14 protein-coding genes and 3 pseudogenes are annotated in these 21,703 nt (G+C 40.1%); 4 read left to right on the forward strand and 13 right to left on the reverse strand.

Annotated elements, in window-relative coordinates:
• From HZ311_RS01245 to uvrB, 4 genes are all read right to left on the reverse strand, one after another.
• Positions 1-705: an amino acid racemase gene (locus HZ311_RS01245; RefSeq protein ID WP_010735231.1), complete on the reverse strand. Its 705-nt coding sequence runs from the start codon at positions 703-705 to the stop codon at positions 1-3.
• Positions 706-708: 3 nt separating this feature from the next.
• Positions 709-1,974: a D-aspartate ligase gene (locus HZ311_RS01250; protein ID WP_041684221.1), complete on the reverse strand. Its 1,266-nt coding sequence runs from the start codon at positions 1,972-1,974 to the stop codon at positions 709-711.
• 262 nt (positions 1,975-2,236) lie between these two features.
• Positions 2,237-5,056: an excinuclease ABC subunit UvrA gene (gene uvrA / locus HZ311_RS01255; RefSeq protein WP_178946409.1), complete on the reverse strand. Its 2,820-nt coding sequence runs from the start codon at positions 5,054-5,056 to the stop codon at positions 2,237-2,239.
• A gap of 9 nt (positions 5,057-5,065) precedes the next feature.
• Positions 5,066-7,060: an excinuclease ABC subunit UvrB gene (gene uvrB / locus HZ311_RS01260; RefSeq protein WP_178946410.1), complete on the reverse strand. Its 1,995-nt coding sequence runs from the start codon at positions 7,058-7,060 to the stop codon at positions 5,066-5,068.
• A 198-nt stretch (positions 7,061-7,258) separates the two neighbouring features.
• Between uvrB and HZ311_RS01265 the strand changes: the two genes are divergently transcribed.
• Together HZ311_RS01265 and HZ311_RS01270 are read left to right on the forward strand one after the other, a co-directional pair.
• The gene (locus HZ311_RS01265) at positions 7,259-8,848 is read left to right on the forward strand and encodes an amino acid ABC transporter substrate-binding protein/permease (protein ID WP_309296177.1); all 1,590 of its coding nucleotides are present in this window, start codon (positions 7,259-7,261) and stop codon (positions 8,846-8,848) included.
• A gap of 1 nt (position 8,849) precedes the next feature.
• Positions 8,850-9,587 carry an amino acid ABC transporter ATP-binding protein gene (locus HZ311_RS01270; protein ID WP_019723724.1) on the forward strand — a complete coding sequence of 246 codons (738 nt, stop codon included), beginning with the start codon at positions 8,850-8,852 and terminating at the stop codon, positions 9,585-9,587.
• A gap of 60 nt (positions 9,588-9,647) precedes the next feature.
• On the opposite strand, the pseudogene HZ311_RS01275 reads toward HZ311_RS01270, so the two are convergent.
• The 5 genes and pseudogenes from HZ311_RS01275 to lacG form a co-directional block, all read right to left on the reverse strand.
• A pseudogene (locus tag HZ311_RS01275) lies at positions 9,648-11,278 on the reverse strand (glycosyl hydrolase 53 family protein).
• 20 nt (positions 11,279-11,298) lie between these two features.
• Positions 11,299-11,619 (reverse strand): annotated as a pseudogene (locus HZ311_RS16015) (lactose/cellobiose PTS transporter subunit IIB); the annotation flags it as partial.
• Between the two features lie 77 nt (positions 11,620-11,696).
• Positions 11,697-12,981: pseudogene (locus HZ311_RS01280) on the reverse strand (PTS transporter subunit EIIC); the annotation flags it as partial.
• Positions 12,982-12,999: 18 nt separating this feature from the next.
• Positions 13,000-13,311 (reverse strand): PTS lactose/cellobiose transporter subunit IIA, encoded by a 312-nt coding sequence (locus HZ311_RS01285; RefSeq protein WP_010735223.1) that lies wholly within the window; start codon positions 13,309-13,311, stop codon positions 13,000-13,002.
• Positions 13,312-13,327: 16 nt separating this feature from the next.
• On the reverse strand, positions 13,328-14,728 hold the full coding sequence (lacG, locus tag HZ311_RS01290; RefSeq protein WP_137072532.1) for a 6-phospho-beta-galactosidase: 1,401 nt from the start codon (positions 14,726-14,728) through the stop codon (positions 13,328-13,330).
• Between the two features lie 226 nt (positions 14,729-14,954).
• Between lacG and HZ311_RS01295 the strand changes: the two genes are divergently transcribed.
• Both HZ311_RS01295 and HZ311_RS01300 read left to right on the forward strand, forming a co-directional pair.
• Positions 14,955-15,731: a DeoR/GlpR family DNA-binding transcription regulator gene (locus HZ311_RS01295; RefSeq protein ID WP_023519826.1), complete on the forward strand. Its 777-nt coding sequence runs from the start codon at positions 14,955-14,957 to the stop codon at positions 15,729-15,731.
• A 10-nt stretch (positions 15,732-15,741) separates the two neighbouring features.
• Positions 15,742-16,440: an HAD family hydrolase gene (locus tag HZ311_RS01300; protein ID WP_023519827.1), complete on the forward strand. Its 699-nt coding sequence runs from the start codon at positions 15,742-15,744 to the stop codon at positions 16,438-16,440.
• A gap of 28 nt (positions 16,441-16,468) precedes the next feature.
• Here HZ311_RS01300 and dnaJ read toward each other — a convergent pair whose 3' ends face one another.
• From dnaJ to hrcA, 4 genes are all read right to left on the reverse strand, one after another.
• Positions 16,469-17,635 carry a molecular chaperone DnaJ gene (gene dnaJ / locus HZ311_RS01305; RefSeq protein WP_010735219.1) on the reverse strand — a complete coding sequence of 389 codons (1,167 nt, stop codon included), beginning with the start codon at positions 17,633-17,635 and terminating at the stop codon, positions 16,469-16,471.
• Positions 17,636-17,989: 354 nt separating this feature from the next.
• Complete coding sequence (dnaK, locus tag HZ311_RS01310) at positions 17,990-19,819, reverse strand: molecular chaperone DnaK (protein WP_023519828.1); 1,830 nt, start codon at positions 19,817-19,819, stop codon at positions 17,990-17,992.
• A gap of 55 nt (positions 19,820-19,874) precedes the next feature.
• Positions 19,875-20,423 (reverse strand): nucleotide exchange factor GrpE, encoded by a 549-nt coding sequence (gene grpE, locus HZ311_RS01315; protein ID WP_023519829.1) that lies wholly within the window; start codon positions 20,421-20,423, stop codon positions 19,875-19,877.
• A gap of 79 nt (positions 20,424-20,502) precedes the next feature.
• On the reverse strand, positions 20,503-21,546 hold the full coding sequence (hrcA, locus tag HZ311_RS01320) for a heat-inducible transcriptional repressor HrcA (protein WP_023519830.1): 1,044 nt from the start codon (positions 21,544-21,546) through the stop codon (positions 20,503-20,505).
• Positions 21,547-21,703: the final 157 nt, after the last annotated feature.

Below are 21,703 nucleotides of genomic sequence, written 5' to 3' on the forward strand. Positions count from 1 at the left end.
TTACTTTCGAGCAGACAGTGCCATCTCGATTGTTCGATCAGCTAATATCGACTGCGCATCGATCACAGGATAAGGATTATCGGAGGCAACTTCTTGCATCAAAGACAATTCTGTACAGCCTAAGATGATCTTTTCACATGCCAATCGTTGAACGACTTCTTCTAAAATCTCAAAATAAAGTTCTTTGTTCAAGCGATCTGCTTCTTTGATTTCATGATAAATCAAGTAGTTCACTTTTTCTTGTAGTTCTTGGTCAGGAATCACCACGTCAAATCCTAACGCTTTGATTTCTTTTTCGTAAACGCCGGCAAGAATACTTCCTTGAGTTGCTAAAACAGCTACTTTACCCGTTGTTTTTTGACGGACAAGCTCTTTTGCCGCTTCTCGTGGCATATGCAAAATCGGAATCGTCGTCTCTGCTTGTAAGTCATCAAAAAAGTAATGAGCTGTATTACAAGTCAAAACAATGAAATTCGGTTGTAGTAAATTTTGTTTTTTGACATCCTCTACTAAATAAGAGACAGGATTTTCTTTTGTTTGATCCAAAATGTAGGCCGTTCGATCAGGAACTGTCGCATGATTGAACAATACATAGTTCAAATAATCCTGATCTTTGGCGGCTTTGACACGATGATTGATCAAGCGTACAAAGCTTTCCGTTGCCATCGTTCCCATCCCACCTAAGATGCTGAAAAAATTCTCCATGAACTAGCCTTCTTTCGAATGAAAGTATTTTTTAAATCTTGGAATATAGTTTCGGAACATATAAGTCATCAATACCCAGCGTTTAAGTGAATGATCTTTCTCATAAAACACAGTCGTTCCATAGCGTTTTTCTTTGATCAACTGCAAGGCACGTTGTTTTTGTTCGTTCTCTTTGGCATAAGTCAAAAAGACTTTTTTAGGCACGCCAAGCCATAGCTTCGCTTGGTCTGATTGGTTCGTTCCGTATGTCGTTTCCACGAATGGCACACCAAAGACACGGTCTTCTGTTAGAAAACGTGCTAAATTCAGACCATTAAGCGTAACAAAGAAACTACTTCTTCCTTGACGAAGATTGATCTCAAATAATTTATATTCCCCATCTCGTGGGTCATATTTCATGTCGAAGTTTGCAAAACCAGTGTACTCGATTTTTTCTAGAAATGCTTTGATCGTTTGGTAGATCTTCTCGTTATAGTCAGGCATGATCACCACATAGTTTCCGATAGACGCTGGTGTTGGGTCTTCAAGTAATGGATGTCCTAGACACATCATTCGTACTTGATGCTGGTCATCAACGTAGGCATTCAAAACACGCATATTGCTGTCATCCCCAGGAATAAAATCTTGTGCGATCATTTCGCTCGTATAACCTGCTTCATAGATCCGACCTAACATCAAATCAAATTCCTCGCGATTATCAATAATAAACGCTTTTTTTCGTCCCTCAAATTGGACAGATAAATATTCCACACTATTTGCCGGTTTTAGTGCTACAGGAAAATTGAAAGGTAACTCTTGTTCCAAGCGGCCATTGTTCAACATTTCTTTTCGAATGATCAATGTTTTGGGATAAGGTAACTGATATTCTTCACATATCTCATAAAAACTCACTTTATTCACTAATCGCTCGAAAAGTGAATAATCGATATAAGGACATATAAAAGTTTCAGACAGCTCCTCTTTATGCTGAGATATCAACTCGGCATATCCATCGCCACAAGCTATCAGTAAATATTTTTTATTTTTATCCGTATATTTTTCTTTTGCTAAACGTCTCATCGTCTCTATAAAAACCGGATCTTGATCAAATCCTGGAATCACTTCAACGTTTACGATTTTGCTATAGCGGGTAGGCGCTAATTGATTCGACGCATAGGATTGACAAACTGTGCCATATGCCTCGTGAAATGAACGGGCCATACCATAAACGTTCATATCGCTACCTAATAAAATAGGGATAAATTCATTTTTTTCATTACTGTTCATCATTATCTCTCACTAACTTAATAATCTCTTGTTTTTTCTTTTACAATTACACAAGGAATATCATACCATAAAGAAAAAAGCAATCAAAGGAATCTCCTCCGATTGCTCAATTCTTTTTTGAACGGATTGAACTTATAGGAAGTTTTTATCTATACCAATAAGTGTAGAAAGAACTACCATATAAAATATTCTAGAATATTCATGAAAAGAAAACAATACATATTGTATTCTTTTAATATTTTTTTAACTATCATCATCACTTTTATTATTTTCCCATGATTTTTTTCAAATAATGTCCTGTATAGCTTTCTTTGACTTTCACTAATTCCTCTGGTGTACCAGTCGCTAGGATCGTACCGCCACCTTCGCCACCTTCAGGTCCTAGGTCGATCAAATGATCCGCTGTTTTGATGACGTCTAAATTGTGTTCAATGACTAACACAGTATTTCCTGCATCAACCAATCGTTGCAAAACATGCAATAAACGAGCAATGTCATCAGTGTGAAGCCCTGTAGTCGGCTCATCTAAAATATAAAAATTCTTCCCATTAGAAATTTTGTGCAGTTCACTCGCAAGTTTCATTCGTTGCGCTTCTCCGCCGGACAATGTCGTTGCTGGTTGTCCCATCGTGACATACCCTAAACCAACATCAACGATCGTTTGTAGTTTTCGATGGATCTTAGGGATCGGTTGGAAAAACTCAACGGCATCTTCAACCGTCATCTCTAAGATATCCGCAATACTTTTTCCTTTGTAATGAACTTCTAATGTTTCTGAGTTATAACGTTTCCCATGACAGACTTCGCATGGGACATACACATCTGGTAAGAAATGCATTTCGATTTTGATGATCCCATCCCCGCGGCAAGCTTCACAGCGTCCACCTTTCACATTGAAACTGAAACGACCTTTTTTGTAGCCACGCATCTTCGCTTCATTAGTTTGAGCAAACAGATCACGGATATCATCAAAAACACTCGTATAAGTCGCCGGATTACTTCTTGGTGTCCGACCAATCGGGCTTTGATCGATATCAATGATTTTTTCGATTCCTTCATAACCAGTTATCGTTTTGAACTTTCCTGGTTTGGCTGAATTACGATTGATTTTTTGTGCTAATGCCTTCTTCAAGATACTGTTCACAAGCGTACTTTTCCCTGAACCAGAGACTCCAGTGACCGCCACGAACTCACCCAAAGGAAACTCGACGGACACGTTTTTCAAGTTGTTTTCTGTCGCACCTGTGATCTTGATCGCTTTCCCTGTACCTTTTCGTCTTGTTTCAGGAACAGGGATCGATTTTTTGCCAGACAGATATTGTCCGGTCAATGAATGTTTATCCTTCGCAACTTGAGCTGGGGTTCCAGCAGAAACGATCTCGCCACCTTGATGTCCCGCACCAGGCCCAACATCGATCAAATAATCAGCTGCACGCATCGTATCTTCATCATGTTCCACAACCACTAAGGTATTGCCAAGATCACGCATTTTCTTCAATGAACCGATCAAGCGATCATTGTCCCGTTGATGCAAGCCAATGGAAGGCTCATCTAAGATATAAAGAACTCCCGATAGATTTGAACCGATTTGTGTGGCTAAACGAATCCGTTGCGCTTCTCCGCCTGATAAAGTGCCCGAAGCACGACTAAGTGTCAAATAATCAAGACCCACATTTTCTAAGAATGACAAACGATCATTGACTTCTTTTAGAATCGGACGAGCGATGACTTTTTCTTGCTCTGATAAAGTTAGATTTTCAAAAAATTCAACGGCATGTTGGATCGACAACTCATTCGTCTGACCAATATTCGTACCATTGATCTGTACGGATAAAGCTTGTGGATTCAACCGGTAACCGTCACAAGTCTTACACGTCAATTCTGTCATGTAAAGACGCATTTGTTCTCTCGTAAAATCGCTGTTCGTATCATGGTAGCGACGTTTGATATTGGTCATCACCCCTTCAAATGACGTTTCAACATCTCTCACTCCTCCAAAATCATTTTCGTAGTGGAAATGGAAGGGCTCTGAGGTACCATTCAACACGATTTCTTGATGTTCAATAGGTAAGTCTTCAAATGGTGTATCCATATCGATGCCATAACTTTCGCACGCTTGAGCCAGCATTTGTGGATAATATTGCGAACTGATGGGATTCCAAGGGATGATTGCTCCTTCATTCAATGTTTTTGTTTTATCTGGGATCACTAGATCGATATCGACTTCTAATTTGACACCCAAACCATCACAATCCGGACATGCGCCAAATGGTGCATTGAAAGAAAATAAGCGCGGTTCTAATTCTCCCACTGTAAACCCACAGTACGGACACGCATAATGTTCGCTAAAGAGCATTTCTTCTTCCCCGATCACATCGATCAGTACATAGCCATCCGCTAAACGAAGCGCTGCTTCGATAGAATCGAATAAACGAGAGCGGACGCCTTCTTTGACCACGATTCGGTCAATCACGATCGCGATATCGTGTTTTTTATTTTTCTCTAATTCAGGTACTTCGCTAACGTCATAGGTTTCTCCGTCTACACGAACACGAACATACCCTTCTTTTTGGACACGTTCAAATACTTTTTTGTGTTGTCCTTTTTTCTTTACCACGATCGGTGCTAAAATTTGGATCTTCGTCCAATCAGACAGTTCTAGCACTTTGTCCACCATTTGTTCGACGGATTGACTGGTGATCTCGATATGGTCATTTGGACAGATCGGATGACCGACCCGAGCAAACAACAAACGTAAATAATCATTGATCTCTGTGACTGTCCCTACGGTAGAACGAGGGTTTTTACTGGTTGTTTTTTGATCGATCGAGATTGCTGGGCTAAGTCCATCAATACTATCGACATCCGGTTTATCCATTTGCCCCAAAAATTGACGGGCATACGCAGATAAACTTTCAACATATCGGCGTTGTCCCTCTGCGTATAATGTGTCAAAAGCAAGTGAACTTTTCCCTGAACCGGATAATCCGGTGACGACCACGAATTTATCACGTGGGATCGTCACATCGATATTCTTCAAATTGTGCGCTCTTGCGCCATGAATAATAATTTTATCGTTAGCCATGTTTACCCCCTACTCAGATGCTTTTAATTCAAGAATCATATCACGCACATTGGCTGCAGTCTCGAAATCCAATGCTTTCGCTGCATCTTTCATTTCTTTTTCTAGTTTCATCAATAGTGTTGCTTTTTCTTCTCTTGTCATCTCTTCATAAGAAACTTGTACCGTTTCTTTTGCATCATCTTCTGATTCTTTCGTAATCGAGATCAAGTCTCGGATTTCTTTGATGATCGTTTTCGGAACATTACCATGTTCCTCATTGTATTGTTGCTGGATACTACGACGTCTTGACGTTTCGTCCATGGCCAAACGCATAGAATCAGTGACTCTGTCCGCATACATGATGACTTTACCTTCTGAGTTACGTGCCGCACGTCCGATGGTTTGGACTAACGAACGTTCACTTCGTAAGAACCCTTCTTTATCGGCATCTAAAATAGCGACTAACGATACTTCAGGGACATCTAATCCTTCACGTAGTAAGTTGATACCAACTAATACATCGAACTCACCTAAACGAAGGTCGCGAATGATCTCTGTTCGTTCTAATGTTTTGATATCACTATGCAAGTATTTCACTTTGATCCCTAACTCTTTGAAGTAATCGGTCAAGTCTTCTGACATCTTTTTCGTCAACGTGGTCACGAACACCCGTTGATCTTTTTCGACCCGCTCATTGATCTCACCAACTAGATCATCGATTTGACCCATGATCGGTCGTACTTCGATGACTGGGTCTAATAATCCTGTTGGTCGAATGATTTGTTGGACCACTGTGTCTGTTTGTTCGTACTCATAAGGTCCAGGAGTAGCTGAAACATAGACGATCTGGTTGACATGTTTCTCAAATTCTTCTAGACGCAAAGGACGGTTATCTAGTGCAGATGGCAAGCGGAAGCCATAATCGACTAGCATTTGTTTTCTCGCACGGTCTCCGTTATACATTCCACGGATCTGTGGCATCGTCACATGAGATTCATCAATGACCATCAGCGCATCCTCAGGTAAGAAATCTAATAACGTATACGGCGGTTCGCCTTCTTTACGACCATCCATATGACGTGAATAGTTTTCGATCCCTGAAGTATAGCCCATCTCTAACATCATCTCGATGTCATAGTTCGTCCGTTGTTCTAAGCGTTGCGCCTCTAGTAATTTGTTCTCATTACGTAACACAGTCAAGCGTTGTTCCAGTTCTGCTTTGATATTTGCGACCGCATGTTCCATATGATCGTCATCGGTCACAAAGTGAGTGGCTGGGAAAATAGCGACGTGCTCTGTTTCGCCTAATACTTCACCTGTCAACGCATTCACCTCACGGATTCTTTCGACCTCATCACCAAAAAATTCCACGCGTAATGCTCGCTCATCACGTGAAGCCGGAAAGATCTCCACGACATCACCACGCACTCGAAAACGACCGCGCTGAAAATCAATATCGTTTCGCTCAAATTGGATGCTGACTAGATCTCGGATCAATTGATTACGGTCCATCTCCGCACCTTGTCTGATCGACACGACTTGTTTTTGATATTCGAATGGTGAACCTAATCCAAAAATACAAGAAACCGAAGCAATCACGATCACGTCATTTCGTTCTAACAATGAACTTGTGGCGGAATGACGCAATTTATCGATTTCATCGTTGACACTTGAATCTTTTTCAATGTACGTATCACTCGAAGGTACATAGGCTTCTGGTTGATAATAATCATAGTAAGAAACAAAATATTCGACCGCATTATTCGGAAAGAACTCTTTGAATTCCCCATATAATTGGCCAGCTAGTGTCTTATTATGTGCAATGATCAAAGTTGGTTTATTTACTTTTTCGATCAAATTAGATATCGTATAGGTTTTCCCTGTTCCGGTCGCACCTAATAAAATCTGCGCTTTTTTACCCTCATTTACACCTTCGACCAACTGCTTGATCGCTTCTGGTTGATCGCCGGCTGGTTGGTATTTTGACACCAACTCGAAATGACGGGAGGTATCTCTTTCAATCATTGTTCGTCCTCCTTTTCGTTCATTCCTTCTCTCATTTCATCAAAAAAAAGAAAAGGAAAGCAAAGGCATTCCTTGTTCTTCTATTATATCACGGCGAACATACTTTCGCCAATTGAAAGTTTCAGATCTTATAGTTCATCTCTTTCTTTTATTACATGTCACATTTTCTTACATACCATGTAATAAACTGCTACTTTTTTGAATTATTTTTTCTTGGAATCTTGTGTTAGGAATATCTTTTCGCCTATAATAGTTAAATATGGAAATTATCGAAATTTATATAGGAGGTTATTTATGAAAAAAAGAAACATGTTACAGACATTCCTTTTCATAATGACAGGACTTGTTACATTCGCTCTGCACACGCCTGTGCAAGCTGATGAGACGCAATCGACTACAGCAACTAGCGAGACGATGCAAAAAATAGAACCTAAAAAAGACGTTTATGTGATTGCAAGTGATTCGGCCTTCGCTCCATTCGAGTATCAAAATGCGGATGGCGAATATGTGGGGATCGATGTCAGCTTAATGGAAGCTATCTCAGAAATGCATGGGTTCAATATCCGCATGGACTTCCGCGGTTTCTCTGCTGCGTTACAAGCATTGGAATCTGGACAAGCAGATGGAATGATCGCGGGGATGACGATTACAGATGAACGTAAAAAAACGTTTGATTTTTCAGACCCTTATTTCCAAAGTGGTATCCAAATCGCAGTCAAAAAAGGTAATACTTCGATCAAGTCTTATGAAGACTTAGATGGAAAAACAGTCGGTGCGAAAGTCGGTACCGAAAGTGCAGATTTCTTGGTCGCTAACCAAGAGAAATATGGCTACGAAATCAAATATTTCGATGCTGCAGATCAACTATATGACAGTTTGAGAGTCGGAGCAATTGACGCAATGATGGATGACTATCCAGTAATCGGTTATGCGATCAAAAATGGTCAGGAATTAGAAACGCCGATCGAACGAGAAACTGGTGGCTCTTATGGTTTCGCAGTGAAAAAAGGAGAAAATCCTGAATTATTACAAATGTTCAACGAAGGATTAAAAGAATTAAAACGAACAGGTCAATATGATGAGATCATCAATCAATACATCTCTACAGACGAAAGTGCAGCAGCACCAGCTGTTGATGAATCGACATTGACTGGCTTGATCCAAAACAATTACAAAGCGCTATTGAAAGGCTTATGGCAAACGATCCTATTAACCTTGATTTCATTTGCACTAGCTTTAGTTGTCGGCGTAATCTTCGGTCTTTTCAGTGTTGCACCGATCCGCGCCTTACGAACAGTTGCCAGCATCTATGTAGATATCATTCGTGGAATCCCGATGATGGTACTTGCTTTCTTCATCTTTTTCGGTCTACCAAGTATCGTCGGCTTTACGATTCCTGACTTTATTGCAGGGATCATTACATTGACCTTGAACGCGAGTGCCTATATCGCTGAAATCGTACGTGGTGGGATCAATGCAGTTCCAACAGGACAAATGGAAGCTTCACGAAGTTTAGGTCTGTCTTATAACCGTACGATGCAAAAAATCATTTTACCACAAGCATTTAAAATCATGATTCCATCGTTTGTCAACCAATTCGTGATCTCATTGAAAGATACGACGATCATTTCAGCGATCGGTGTGGTCGAGTTGTTACAAACTGGACGAATCATCGTTGCTCGGACCACTCAAAGTACGTATGTTTACTTGATCATCGCAGTAATGTACTTGATCTTGATCACTGCATTGACGAAATTCGCGAAAGTTTTAGAAAAGAAGGTGAAATAAGATGACAGAAAAAATCTTAGTCGAACATCTTGTAAAAAAATATGGAGACAACACTGTCTTGAACGACATCAACGTGTCGATCAATGAAGGCGATGTTGTTTGTGTGATCGGACCTTCTGGTTCAGGTAAAAGTACTTTTTTACGTTGTTTGAACCGTTTAGAAGATCCGACATCCGGTGATATCATCATTGATGGTGCTCATTTGATGGATAAAAACACAGATATCAACTTAGTAAGACAACATATTGGCATGGTATTCCAGCATTTCAATCTTTTCCCACATCTTTCTGTGTTGGAAAACATCGTTTTAGCACCGATGGATCTAAAGAAACTCTCTCGTGAGGAAGCAGAGAAAAAAGCAATCAAATTGTTAGAAACAGTTGGTTTAGAAGACAAAAAAGATATGTACCCAGATAACTTATCTGGTGGACAAAAACAACGGGTTGCTATCGCTCGTGCATTAGCTATGAATCCCGATATCATGCTCTTTGATGAACCTACTTCAGCCTTGGACCCAGAAATGGTCGGCGATGTATTGAATGTCATGAAAAAATTAGCGAAACAAGGAATGACTATGGTCATCGTGACACATGAAATGGGCTTTGCTAAAGAAGTCGCTAACCGTGTCATGTTTATAGATGGCGGCAACTTCCTTGAAGATGGCACACCACAACAAATCTTTGAAAATCCGCAAAATGAGCGAACGAAAGATTTCTTGGATAAAGTATTAGATATCTGATCGACTAAAAAAGGCCTCTAAGAACGTCTGGAAAAACCAAGCGTCCTTAGGGGCTTTTTACTATTGATTTTTAACGAATGTTACATGATCCACCGATACCCATCCTTGCGCTTTTGCATCAACATAAATGCCAATCTCACTCGTGCCTGAAGTAACCGGGATATCTTTGATCGTTACCTTCGTCCACTCGCCACTTTTAGTGATCGAAGCCTTCAGTTCTTTCCCACCATGATTTTTGACATACACCTGACTAGTGGTCAAATCGCCGCCTGCCATAGTATAAGCAGTTAATGTGTAGGTTCCCTTGCTTAATCCATTAACCGTTTGATATATCGACATTTGATACGCTTGATCATCCCAAAAGGTTGCTTTATACGTTTCGGAAAACCCACCAGTTTCAGTTTTCAATGTATCGATTGCTGCGCCATTGCCTCGCCACACCGACCAATTGGACGGTGCGTTCGTGAAACCGTCATTTTCAAAACTAGGATTTTTCAGAAGATTTTGCTGTCTCCCGGCTTCTTGAAACGCCTTTAAGCTGGAAAGTGCTTGCCCATTGAAATCAAACATCGCTTGGTTGTCCCACTCATTTCCTGTTTGAGATTGTACGCCTAGATAGTTCATTCCAGCAGCTGTTGCCCAAGAGACATTACCGTTATACCATAGAGGTTCCCAGTAGAAGAATCCGTTTCCTTTCTCATTTGGCACGGTTTGGATACGGGTCACCAAATCATTCAAATATTCTCTTTGTCCTGCTGGTGTTGCCGCATAGCCTCCTGCAATTTCCTGTTCAGGTCCAAAAGCATTGGGCATACTATCCGCACTGGCAGTTGTGTGTCCATACGCAGTCTCTACCACATTGACTTCTTTATCATATCTGGCACTGATCGTGTTCATTGTTGTTTGTAAGGCATTCATCGAGCCATGCCAATAAGGATAATAGGACAGGCCGATCAAATCGTAATCCACCCCACGTTTTGTAATCTCATCAAACCACCAAGTAAATACATCTGTATCTCCACCATCAGCTAAATGTAGCATGATCGGCGTGTCGACTGGTTGTGTTTCTTTTACTCCCCGAATCCCAGACTTCAAGAAAGTGGCTAATCGATCAAACTCGCCACCACCTTCCCCCATGATTTCCCATGTGGCCAAAGCATGCCGCTATTCAATTCATTACCTATCTGGACCATATCAGGATATACGCCATTGTTTTTCATTTCTGTCAATACACTTTTCGTATAACCGTATAAGGCTGCATCAAGTTGCTCAAAGCTATAGTTTCCCCATGCTTTCGGTAGGTTTTGTTTGCCAGGGTCCACCCAGAAATCACTATAATGAAAATCAAGTAACACTTTCAATCCTAGGTTTTTCGCACGTTTCGCCAAAGCAATCGTTGTTTTCAAATCATTCGTGCCTGCACCATATGAATTCCCTTGATCATCATAAGGATCTTGCCATAATCGCAAACGAACATAGTTGACGCCATTGTTCTTTAGAATCTGTAATGCATCTTTTTTCACACCATTTTCGTAATATCCTGCACCAGATTTTTCCATATCTGCTAATATCGAGATATCTGCTCCTCGTATCAATTCCTTTGCCTCCACTTGCTTTGTGCCTAATACTACACTGACTAATGAAACAAATAATCCGACAACCAACACTCGCCAACCTTTTACTTTGTTCATTTAACGATCTCTCCTTTGATTTAAAATTGATCTAAAACAAACCGAACAGCTTTCTCAGGATCTCTTGTCAAACCAATGTATTCTGCACCTTTTGTGGCAACCAATTTAATCCCTAAACGATCTGTGTCTTCCTTGATATCCTCATAGTAAGATTGGACTTGCGGCGCCAAGACGATCATATCAAAGTCTTCCATCATCTCGTAATGAGAACCATAAGCACCTGCTAAAGCACTGATTGGTGCATCAAATTCTTTTGCTCCTTCTTTTAAGGCATTTGCAAGCATAGCACTTGTACCTGCACCTGCACATAAAACTAATACATTGATTTCTTTTCCTGAATCACCTAAAGAACTCGCTTCTGTTGCCAATACTTCATTCGCCGGAATCGTCACAGTCACTTTTGTTTCGTTTTCTTGCATGGCTACTTGTTCTGCTTGTCGTGCTTCTTGCTCGACTAACGTTGCATCATACGCCTTACAGAATGGGAAGTAGATTGCAAAGTCGACGAGAATCAAGACGGCTGCTAATACAAACGCCAAAACCCCCATGCCGGTTCCCAAAACTAGTCCAATCGGCGCTGGCGTTGCCCATGGTAAGACATACATGAAACTATTCATTCCAAACACATCAACAAAAAACTTGAACAAGCAAACGTTTACAATCGGTGTCAATAAAAACGGAACAAAGAAATACGGATTCAAAATCATCGGTGCCGCAAACAACAACGGCTCATTCACAGCAAAGCTGACTGGAATAACTGAAGCTTTACCAACGGCTTTTAACTGTTTGGATTTTGCAAACAGCAAAAAGATAAACGGCACGACTAAAGTCGCACCTGTTCCACCCATCGTTCCGACAAAATTTCCTAAACCAACAGTCAATACATGTGAAGCTTGTTCCCCAGAATTAAACAGTTGTAAATTGGTTTCGACATTCGCATAAATGATCGCTGCAATCGCTGGTTCAACAATCGATGGGCCATGCACACCAACAAACCAGAAAAATGCCATAGCACCCCAGATCACGGCTATCCCCAAATAGCCATCTGCTGCTGTAAATAGTGGTTGTAATAAAGTGATGATGGCTTCTGCAAAAGAGATGCCAAAAAGACTACGTGCAGCTAAGTCGACCAACACGGCGGCAAAGACCGAAAATGAAAATGGAAAAATATCGCGGAACGTTTGAGAAATCGTTCCTGGCACTTCTTTTGGCATCTTGATCGTAATATCTTTTCGTACACAAAACTTATAAATATTTACAGTAATAAATGCAGCGATGAACGAAGCAAGTAATCCTTTCGTCCCCATATATTCCGTTGAAAAACCACCTTCGATCGGTGAGACACTCAACAATAAGAAACTAACTAAAGAAGCAAGCATCACCGATGTGGTATTGATGATTTTATTTTTCGGCATTCTCCGATTCATCGATTCAGCTAAACAACGTGCAGTAGTTGTAGAAACTAATATGCCCACGACCCCCATCGAATAATTGTAGATTTTCCATAACCAGGTCGATACTCCTTCTGGCCATTGAAAACCAAAAATCTCAGGAACTGCCGCAATCAAAATAAAGATACTTGAAAATAAAATTGCAGGCATAGCCGTCAAGAATCCATCTCTGACCGCACCTAAGTATATATTACGTGAGATTTTTTCAAAGATCGGTTTGCCTTTTTCAATTTGCTTGATGATCCCATTCATGCTTTTCACTCCTAGTGATTATTTGTTTTTATATAACTCAATAAAATCTTGGATCAAATCTCTTAGCAATAAAGTAGTCATCAAGTGATCTTGTCCATGGATAAAAATAAATCCCATATCCATATCTTTTCCTGAAGCTTCTTCTGCTAAGATCTTCGTTTGTGAATTATGGGCTAATGTCAAATTCTCATCTGCATCCTTCAAGGCTTCTTCCACACGATCAAATTTCCCTTGACGTACTTCTCTTAATAATGTGAGTAACGTACTACGTGCATCCCCTGAATAAGCCACGATCTCAAAACCTAACATTTGCAATTCTTCTTTATTCATCTTCCATTCCTCCAACTTAAATGATTGTTTTTGTTTCACTGACGAATTTGTACCAATAGGCGGACTCTTTAGGGTAACGTTTTTGTGTTTCGAAATCGACATAGAAGAGTCCGTATCGTTTATTGTAACCATTTGACCAAGAGAACAAATCCATTAACGACCATAGGAAATAGCCTTTCACGTTGACTCCAGCAGATATAGCTTGGCTCAATGATTCTAAATAAACTTTCAAATATTCGATCCGTGGTTGGTCCATGATCACACCATCATCGAACTGATCTTTGAATCCCATCCCATTTTCAGTGATGTAGATTTTATTGTAGTGGGGATAATCTTCCTTGATACGTAACAATAGATCATATAACCCTTCTGGATAGATCAACCAGTCCCAATCCGTTCGAGGGATCCCTTCTTTATAGATCCGTTCCCCAATTCCTTTTACTTTATAAATAGAAGTTCCTTTGTCCCCTGTGCCATTATGATGGATCGCATTCTCTCCATGATACGCTTTGACAAAGTGGCATTGATAATGGTTGATCCCCAAGTAATCATTACGATGTGAGGCACGCTTCATCTCCGCCAGATCCTCTTCAGGAAACTCATAACTTGCGTCGTTCGCTTCACAAATCTCAGCAAGTGCTGACAATGTTTCATCAGAGTAATATCCTAAGTAAGTGGCATCTAAGAGAAAACGGATCGACAACGCATCATCTAAGAATGCTGCATGTTGATCTTCCAAAGCGTCCGATGCAGGATATTTCGTTTCTAAGGAATGAACCACACCAATTTCACCGGCGTATCCCTCGTCCTTGAACAAGTTCACCACTCTTGCGTGCGCATACATCATGTTATGCAAACAAGCAATGATTTTGGTAAAATCATAGGTGATTCCTGGTGGGAAAATCCCTAATAAATATTGATTCGTTGCCACTGGATAAATCTCGTTGAAGGTACTCCAGTAACGCACTTCTTTAAATTCTTTAAAGCAAAATTTTGCATATGCAACAAATGCTTCTATATTGTCTCTATTTAAAAAATCACCTTGATCAAATAAAACTTTCGGAGTATCAAAATGATGGAGCGTCACAAAAGGAAGTACACCATGTTTCTCACAAGCTGCAAAGACCTTATGGTAAAATGCCACACCCTCTTCATTGACTTTCCCAGTTCCATCAGGAAAAATACGACTCCACGCAATGGATAAACGTAACCCATTCACACCAAACTTCTCACATAATTCAATATCTTTTTCATATTGATGATAGAAATCACTTGCCGGATCAGGACTGAATCTTCCTTGTTTCTCTAAAAACTCGTCCCAAGCAACTTCACCTTTTCCGCCTTCTTTTGTTGCACCTTCTACTTGGTATGCCGCTGTTGCTCCGCCAAAAATAAAATCTTCTGGTAATTTCAGCATCTCTTCCCCTACCTTCTTGTCTACTAATTTATATGACAACACGAATTGTAATCGCATCCAAAACATTTGTCAACAAAAACAAACAAATTCAATCAAAAAATTGCATTTATTTAAAATAAAAGTGGCAATTGTTTGTTTAGGTTGATTATTTTTGTTTGCACATGTTTGTTTTTGTTGACCTCCATTCTATTCTATGGTAGATTATTTGTGAATTGGGAGTGATTAGATGTTAAAAAGAGAGCGCTTACTAACAATTAGTGAGATGGTGAATAAAAAAGGAATTTTAACGGTCAGTGAGATCATCGAACAATTGAATGTCTCTGATATGACCGTTCGTCGAGATTTGGATGAGCTAGAAAAGTCAGGAAAATTATTGCGTATCCATGGCGGGGCTCAAAGTCTTACCTATACCCTCGACCAAGAATTATCACATACAGAAAAATCAGTCATGCAAATCAAAGAAAAGCAACAGATTGCAGCAACTGCTGCACAGTTGATCAATGAAGGCGATACAGTCTTTTTGGGCCCAGGAACGACGATCGAGTTATTAGCTTCTCACTTGATCCACAGAAAATTGCGGATCATTACGAATAATTATGCCGTTTTTGAAGTGTTAGCCCAAGCAGAAGTTCCCGAAATTTTGTTGATCGGTGGCGATTTTCGAAAAAACACTGGTGCATTTGTCGGCCCCATCACCAACGATAACCTCAGAAAACTGAAGTTCACCAAATCTTTTATCAGCGCTAACGGTGTGCATAATGAAGCAATCTCAACCTATAGTACTGAAGAAGGCGAAGCCCAACAAATTGCATTGAACCATTCGAAAAATAAATACTTATTAGTGGATCACCAAAAATTTAATCGCGATGACTTTTATATCTTTTATCAATTACATGATTTCGATTTATTGATTACTGATCCACACATCAAGTCACATGTGAAAGATCATTATTCGCAATATGTCCAAATAAAATTAGCGGAATCGCTAGAAAATGAACTTTAGGAGTGAACGTATGAAAGGAATTATTTTTGATTTTAACGGGACGATGTTCCAAGACTCCCATTTACATGAAGCGGCTTGGGTCCAAATGATCCATCATTATTCTAAAAAAGAGCTTTCTGATGAAGACATTGTTAAAAATATCCATGGACGTACCAATAGCGAGATATTGAATTATTTTATCTCACCTACTTTATCTAAGGAAGAAGTCGAGAAACTATCAAACGAGAAAGAGGCATATTATCGCACTCTTTGCTTAGAAAAACCGGATGATTTAGTGCTTACGCAGGGATTGATCGGTACTTTGGATATATTGAAAGAGGAGGATATCCCGATCACCATCGCTACAGCGACAGTCAAAGAAAACGTTGAATTTTATTTCGAGATTTTCGATTTAGCGCGATGGTTTGAATTTGACCAAGTCGTTTACGATGATAATACTTTTCCAGGTAAACCACAACCTGATATCTTTATCAAAGCTGCCCAAAAATTGGCTCTTGAACCAAAAGACTGCTTGGTCATTGAAGATGCTTATTCTGGACTTTTAGCAGCCAAGCGTGCAAATATCGGTACGATCATCGCCATTGATCCATTTGGAAAAAATCGCCAGTTATTCTCCGATCAAGAACTAAGAAAAGATGGTGTGATAGAGAATTTTGATGATTTCTATCTCAATTTCTTCTCCACTGCAACTTCATCAAAAAAAAGATAGACGTATGATCGTCTATCTTTTTTTGTATTTATTTACGTTTTTTTCCGCCAAACGCATCTTTTACTTTATCAAAAAAACCATCTTCTTGTTGCTCTTGAACATGCATGCCGCCTGCTTTAGCAAACGCACGTAAAGCTTCACGCTGTTCCTCATTGAGGTTTTTAGGTGTGATCAATTTCACACGTACATGTTGGTCCCCTGTAGAACCACCACGTAAACGCGGCGCTCCTTTGCCACGTAAACGGAAGTTCGTTCCCGTTTGCGTACCAGCAGGGATTTTCAATTTGACATCCCCATGAACAGTTGGCACTTGTACTTCATCGCCTAATGCCGCTTGCACGAAGCTTAATGGTAACTCATAATAGATCTCTGAGCCATCGCGATCGAAGATATCACTTTCTTCTACTCGGAAGACCACATATAGATCTCCGAATGGGCCTCCATTTTCGCCTGCTTCACCTTGTCCTGCTAAGCGCATTTGTTGTCCTTCTTCCACACCGGCTGGTACATTCACTTTGACCGTATGTGCTTTCTTCTCATGACCAGAGCCATGACAAGTTGGACATGGTTCTTTGATCTCTTTCCCAGTGCCTCGACACACATCACAAGTTTGGCGGCTCATCACACGACCAAGTGGCGTTTGACGTTCCACATTGATCGTTCCAGAACCATGACATTTATGACAAGTCGTCGGTTGTGTTCCTGGTTTTGCACCATTTCCGCTACACGTGTGACATATTTCTTCACGGTTGTATTTGATTTCTTTTTCTACCCCAAAGATTGCTTCTTCGAAGGATAAATTGACTGTATATTGTAGATCTGATCCTTGACGAGGGGCATTTGGATCAACAGATCTTCCACCACCGCCAAAAAACGAATCAAAAATATCTTCAAATCCACCAAAGCCAGCTCCACCACCGGAGAAGCCGCCAAAGCCACCAAAGCCGCCGCCACCTGCGCCATAATTAGGATCAGTTCCGGCATGTCCGTATTGATCGTAAGCCGCACGTTTTTGTGGATCACTTAAAATCTCATAAGCCTCGGAAACTTCTTTGAATTTTTCATCAGCATCAGGCTCTTTATTGATATCTGGATGGTATTTCTTTGATAACTTTCGATAAGCTTTTTTTATTTCGTCTTCTGAAGCTCCCTTTGACAGCCCCAAGACTTCGTAATAATCACGTTTTGTTGCCATAGGCTTTCCTCCTATTGGTTCTCTTCATTTCCACGTCGTTTGTTATCATATCACACTTTGATCGAAACAAAAACCGGAAATTTCGAAGTATCGACTAAAGAAGAAAAAATCGATCATTGATTTCTATGGCATGAAGAAAAGAAAATATTTCTCTTCTTGATCCAAAGAAAAATCATAATTGATGACTTGTTTCTTTACACTAGCGATGCTTCTAAACTCTATAAAATAAAGTGATACAAGATTATTCCCTCGGAAATAAGCCGAAGAATCGCGAAAATATGAGAAGCTATTTTCGAATTCTTCGGCTTATTCTAAGCGGGACTTGATCTCTTTAAGTGAAACTAAATGAACTGATTATTTTTTGTCGTCATCGACTTCTTCAAAATCAGCATCTACGACATCATCCGCTCCGCCTTGGGCAGCTTCAGGATTTTCTTGAGCTTGTTGTTGTGCCGCTTGTTCATATAATTTAACTGTCAAGTTTTGCACGATTTCGTTCAACGCATCACGTTTTGTTTTCATTTCTTCGATGTTATTTGCTTCTACTGCAGCTTTCAACTCGTCACGAGCTGCCTCAGCTTTTTTCACTTCTTCTTCGTCAACTTTACCTTCTAATTCTTTCAAGGTTTTATCAACTGAGAATAGCAATGCATCGACATCGTTACGTAGATCCACTTCTTCTTTACGTGCTTTATCTGCTTCTGCATTAGATTCAGCATCTTTCACCATGCGTTCGATTTCTTCGTCTGTTAGACCTGAAGAAGATTTGATCGTGATTTTTTGTTCTTTTTGTGTACCTAGATCTTTAGCAGATACATTTACGATACCATTTTTATCAATATCGAATGTTACTTCGATTTGAGGGATACCGCGTGGTGCAGCTGGAATATCTGTCAATTGGAAGCGACCTAATGTTTTATTGTCCGCAGCCATTGGGCGTTCCCCTTGTAATACATGGATATCTACCGCAGGTTGGTTATCCGCAGCTGTTGAGAATACTTGTGATTTACTTGTTGGGATTGTTGTATTACGATCGATCAATTTTGTAAATACGCCACCCATCGTTTCGATACCTAATGATAATGGTGTTACGTCTAGTAAAACAACGTCTTTTACATCACCAGTGATCACGCCACCTTGGATTGCCGCACCCATCGCTACAACTTCATCTGGGTTTACTGATTTGTTTGGTTCTTTTCCTGTTTCTTTTCTTACAGCTTCAACAACCGCAGGAATACGCGTTGAACCACCGACTAAAATCACTTCATCGATTTCTGATTGTGACAAACCAGCATCTTTCAATGCTTGACGTACAGGAACTTTCGTACGTTCCACTAAGTCAGCTGTCAATTCATCAAATTTTGCACGAGTCAATGTCATTTCTAAGTGCAATGGACCAGCATCGCCAGCTGTGATAAATGGCAAGCTGATTTGAGTGCTTGAAACACCTGAAAGATCTTTTTTCGCTTTTTCAGCAGCGTCTTTCAAACGTTGTAAAGCCATTTTATCTTGACCTAAGTCAATGCCATTTTCTTTTTTGAATTCAGCAACCATATAATCAATGATTTTGTTATCAAAGTCATCTCCACCTAAATGGTTGTCTCCAGCAGTAGATAATACGTCGAATACGCCATCGCCTAATTCAAGGATCGATACGTCGAATGTACCACCACCAAGGTCAAATACTAAGATTTTTTCATCGCGATCTGTTTTGTCTAAACCATAAGCTAGCGCTGCCGCAGTCGGTTCATTGACGATACGCTCTACTTCTAAACCTGCAATTTTACCAGCATCTTTAGTTGCTTGACGTTGTGCGTCGTTGAAGTATGCAGGAACAGTGATAACTGCTTTTTCTACTTTTTCGCCTAAATAATCTTCTGCGAATCCTTTGATGTATTGTAAGATCATTGCAGAGATTTCTTGTGGTGTATATGATTTACCTTCAACATCCACTTTATAACCAGCTTCACCAATATGGCGTTTGATGGAAGAAATCGTATTAGGGTTTGTTACTGCTTGACGTTTTGCTACTTCCCCTACTTGGATCTCACCATTTTTAAATGACACAACAGAAGGTGTTGTACGGTTTCCTTCTGGGTTTGCAATGATTTTTGCTTCATTTCCTTCTAATACAGCTACTGCTGAGTTTGTAGTACCTAAGTCAATTCCGATAATTTTACTCATAATCAACGTCTCCTTATCTTATTACTAAGTTGTTTGTTTCTATTCCATCATGACTTTATTGCGCAACGATAACCATTGTCGGTCTCAATACGCGGTCATGTAATTTATAGCCTTCTTGTAACACTTCAACGATCGTATCAGCAGGTAATTCATCTGTTGCTGGCACGGTCTGAACTGCTTGATGCAATGTCGGATCAAAAGGTTCACCTTTTGCAGGGATTTTTTCGATGCCCTCTTCCTTCAATGCATGTTTCAAACTTTCAAGAACCATCTCGATACCTTTTTTCAAACTTGCACCTTGCTCATCAGATACTTCTGTTGCTAAAGCACGTTCTAAGTTGTCGATCGAAGGTAATAATTTTTTGGCTAAATCTTGTGAACGATATTTTTGCAATTGCTCTCGTTCGTTTTTACCACGATTTGCCATATTAGCGATTTCTGCTCTCGCACGCAAAAACTTGTCTTCCATTTCATCAAATTCAGCTTGGAGATTTGCAAGTTCATTTGCTTCTTCTTCCACTTCTGAAACTTCTACTTCTTCCGTTTCTGGATCTAGCTGCGTATCATTCAATTCCTGATCTAATTCTTCATGGTTTTCTTTCATGATGCAGTCTTCCTTTCATTATTCAGTCAGATGCTTGATCGCTCAAATCGAAAAAACGATCAGTCACTTTTGTGATTGTTTAAAAATCCGAGCGATCAAGTGTGCGATAATAATCAGCGAGTTTGTGCGCCAATTCTTTTCGATAGACATCGACAAGGCCTAACATTTTGGAATATGGCATACTAGTTGGTCCTAGCAATGCAATGGTTCCACGTCCATGGCCGACAATTTCATAACTTGCTTGGATCATACTCATATTTTGCAATAGGTCATTGCCTATTTCCGAACCGATTTTGATATGTATCTTGCTATCCATCGGTACGATCATCTGTGTCAGTTCATAGGAATCCGTCATAAATGAAAACATTGACTTGAACTGATCCACATCTTGCAACGGCTCATAATCCAATAAGTTCATTTGGCCACTCACATAAACTTTATCTTCAAACGCATGACTCAATACCGTATCAAAGAGATTTGACATCCCTTCCGTTGTTTGAAAATATTTATGCAAGATCATTGGGATCTCCGTGCGTAATTTGTTGTATACCGTCACTAACGGATCTCCTACCAAACGGTCATTGACAATACGAACCATTTTTTCTAAGTCCTGACTACCTAAGTTTTCAGGAAGAGTAAAAACCTGACTTTCAACGTTCCCATTATCAGTCACCACGATCGCAATCACCTGACGACTGTTCAATGGCACGATGCGAAAACCGGTCAAACGGCGATCTTTAATCTCGGGTCCTAACGAAAAAGTAGTGTAACTAGTCAACTCAGATAAAATCTCAGCTGATTGTTTGATGATTTCGTTGATTTCATGGAATTCCTTGTTTAAAGACTGTCGAATTTGGTGCAAATCATCATTTGCTACACGAGCAGGTCGTAACAGATGATCCACATAATAACGATAACCTAGCGCAGACGGTATACGTCCAGAAGAAGAATGTGTCTTTAAAAGTAGACCTTCATCCTCTAAAGCTTTCATATCATTACGGATCGTCGCTGGACTTGCCTCGACTCCTTCCGCCATTAACGTTTTGGAACCAACGGGCACCCCACTACTCGTATAGTTTTGGATGATCAGACGTAAAATATCACTTTGTCGCTGTGTTAACATCTTTCTCACCTCTCATTAGCACTCTTAGCTTCTAAGTGCTAACCCACTTATAAATATAGCAAGAAGACTAAAAAGTGTCAAGGAAAAGAACCCACTTTTTTAGCACTCTGCCACCGAGAGTGCTAATCAATTGTCAACTTGCTTAAAACACCGTCAT

Source organism: Enterococcus mundtii, assembly GCF_013394305.1.
GTDB classification, from domain to species: Bacteria; Bacillota; Bacilli; order Lactobacillales; family Enterococcaceae; genus Enterococcus_B; species Enterococcus_B pernyi.

Coding starts and splice junctions, on each gene's coding strand:
- HZ311_RS01250 (WP_041684221.1), bottom strand. CDS start 1,974: ATGATGAACAGTAATGAAAAAAATGAATTTATCCCTATTTTATTAGGT.
- uvrB (WP_178946410.1), bottom strand. CDS start 7,060: ATGATTGAAAGAGATACCTCCCGTCATTTCGAGTTGGTGTCAAAATAC.
- HZ311_RS01270 (WP_019723724.1), top strand. CDS start 8,850: ATGACAGAAAAAATCTTAGTCGAACATCTTGTAAAAAAATATGGAGAC.
- uvrA (WP_178946409.1), bottom strand. CDS start 5,056: ATGGCTAACGATAAAATTATTATTCATGGCGCAAGAGCGCACAATTTG.
- grpE (WP_023519829.1), bottom strand. CDS start 20,423: ATGAAAGAAAACCATGAAGAATTAGATCAGGAATTGAATGATACGCAG.
- HZ311_RS01285 (WP_010735223.1), bottom strand. CDS start 13,311: ATGAATAAAGAAGAATTGCAAATGTTAGGTTTTGAGATCGTGGCTTAT.
- lacG (WP_137072532.1), bottom strand. CDS start 14,728: ATGCTGAAATTACCAGAAGATTTTATTTTTGGCGGAGCAACAGCGGCA.
- HZ311_RS01300 (WP_023519827.1), top strand. CDS start 15,742: ATGAAAGGAATTATTTTTGATTTTAACGGGACGATGTTCCAAGACTCC.
- HZ311_RS01245 (WP_010735231.1), bottom strand. CDS start 705: ATGGAGAATTTTTTCAGCATCTTAGGTGGGATGGGAACGATGGCAACG.
- hrcA (WP_023519830.1), bottom strand. CDS start 21,546: ATGTTAACACAGCGACAAAGTGATATTTTACGTCTGATCATCCAAAAC.
- HZ311_RS01295 (WP_023519826.1), top strand. CDS start 14,955: ATGTTAAAAAGAGAGCGCTTACTAACAATTAGTGAGATGGTGAATAAA.
- dnaK (WP_023519828.1), bottom strand. CDS start 19,819: ATGAGTAAAATTATCGGAATTGACTTAGGTACTACAAACTCAGCAGTA.
- dnaJ (WP_010735219.1), bottom strand. CDS start 17,635: ATGGCAACAAAACGTGATTATTACGAAGTCTTGGGGCTGTCAAAGGGA.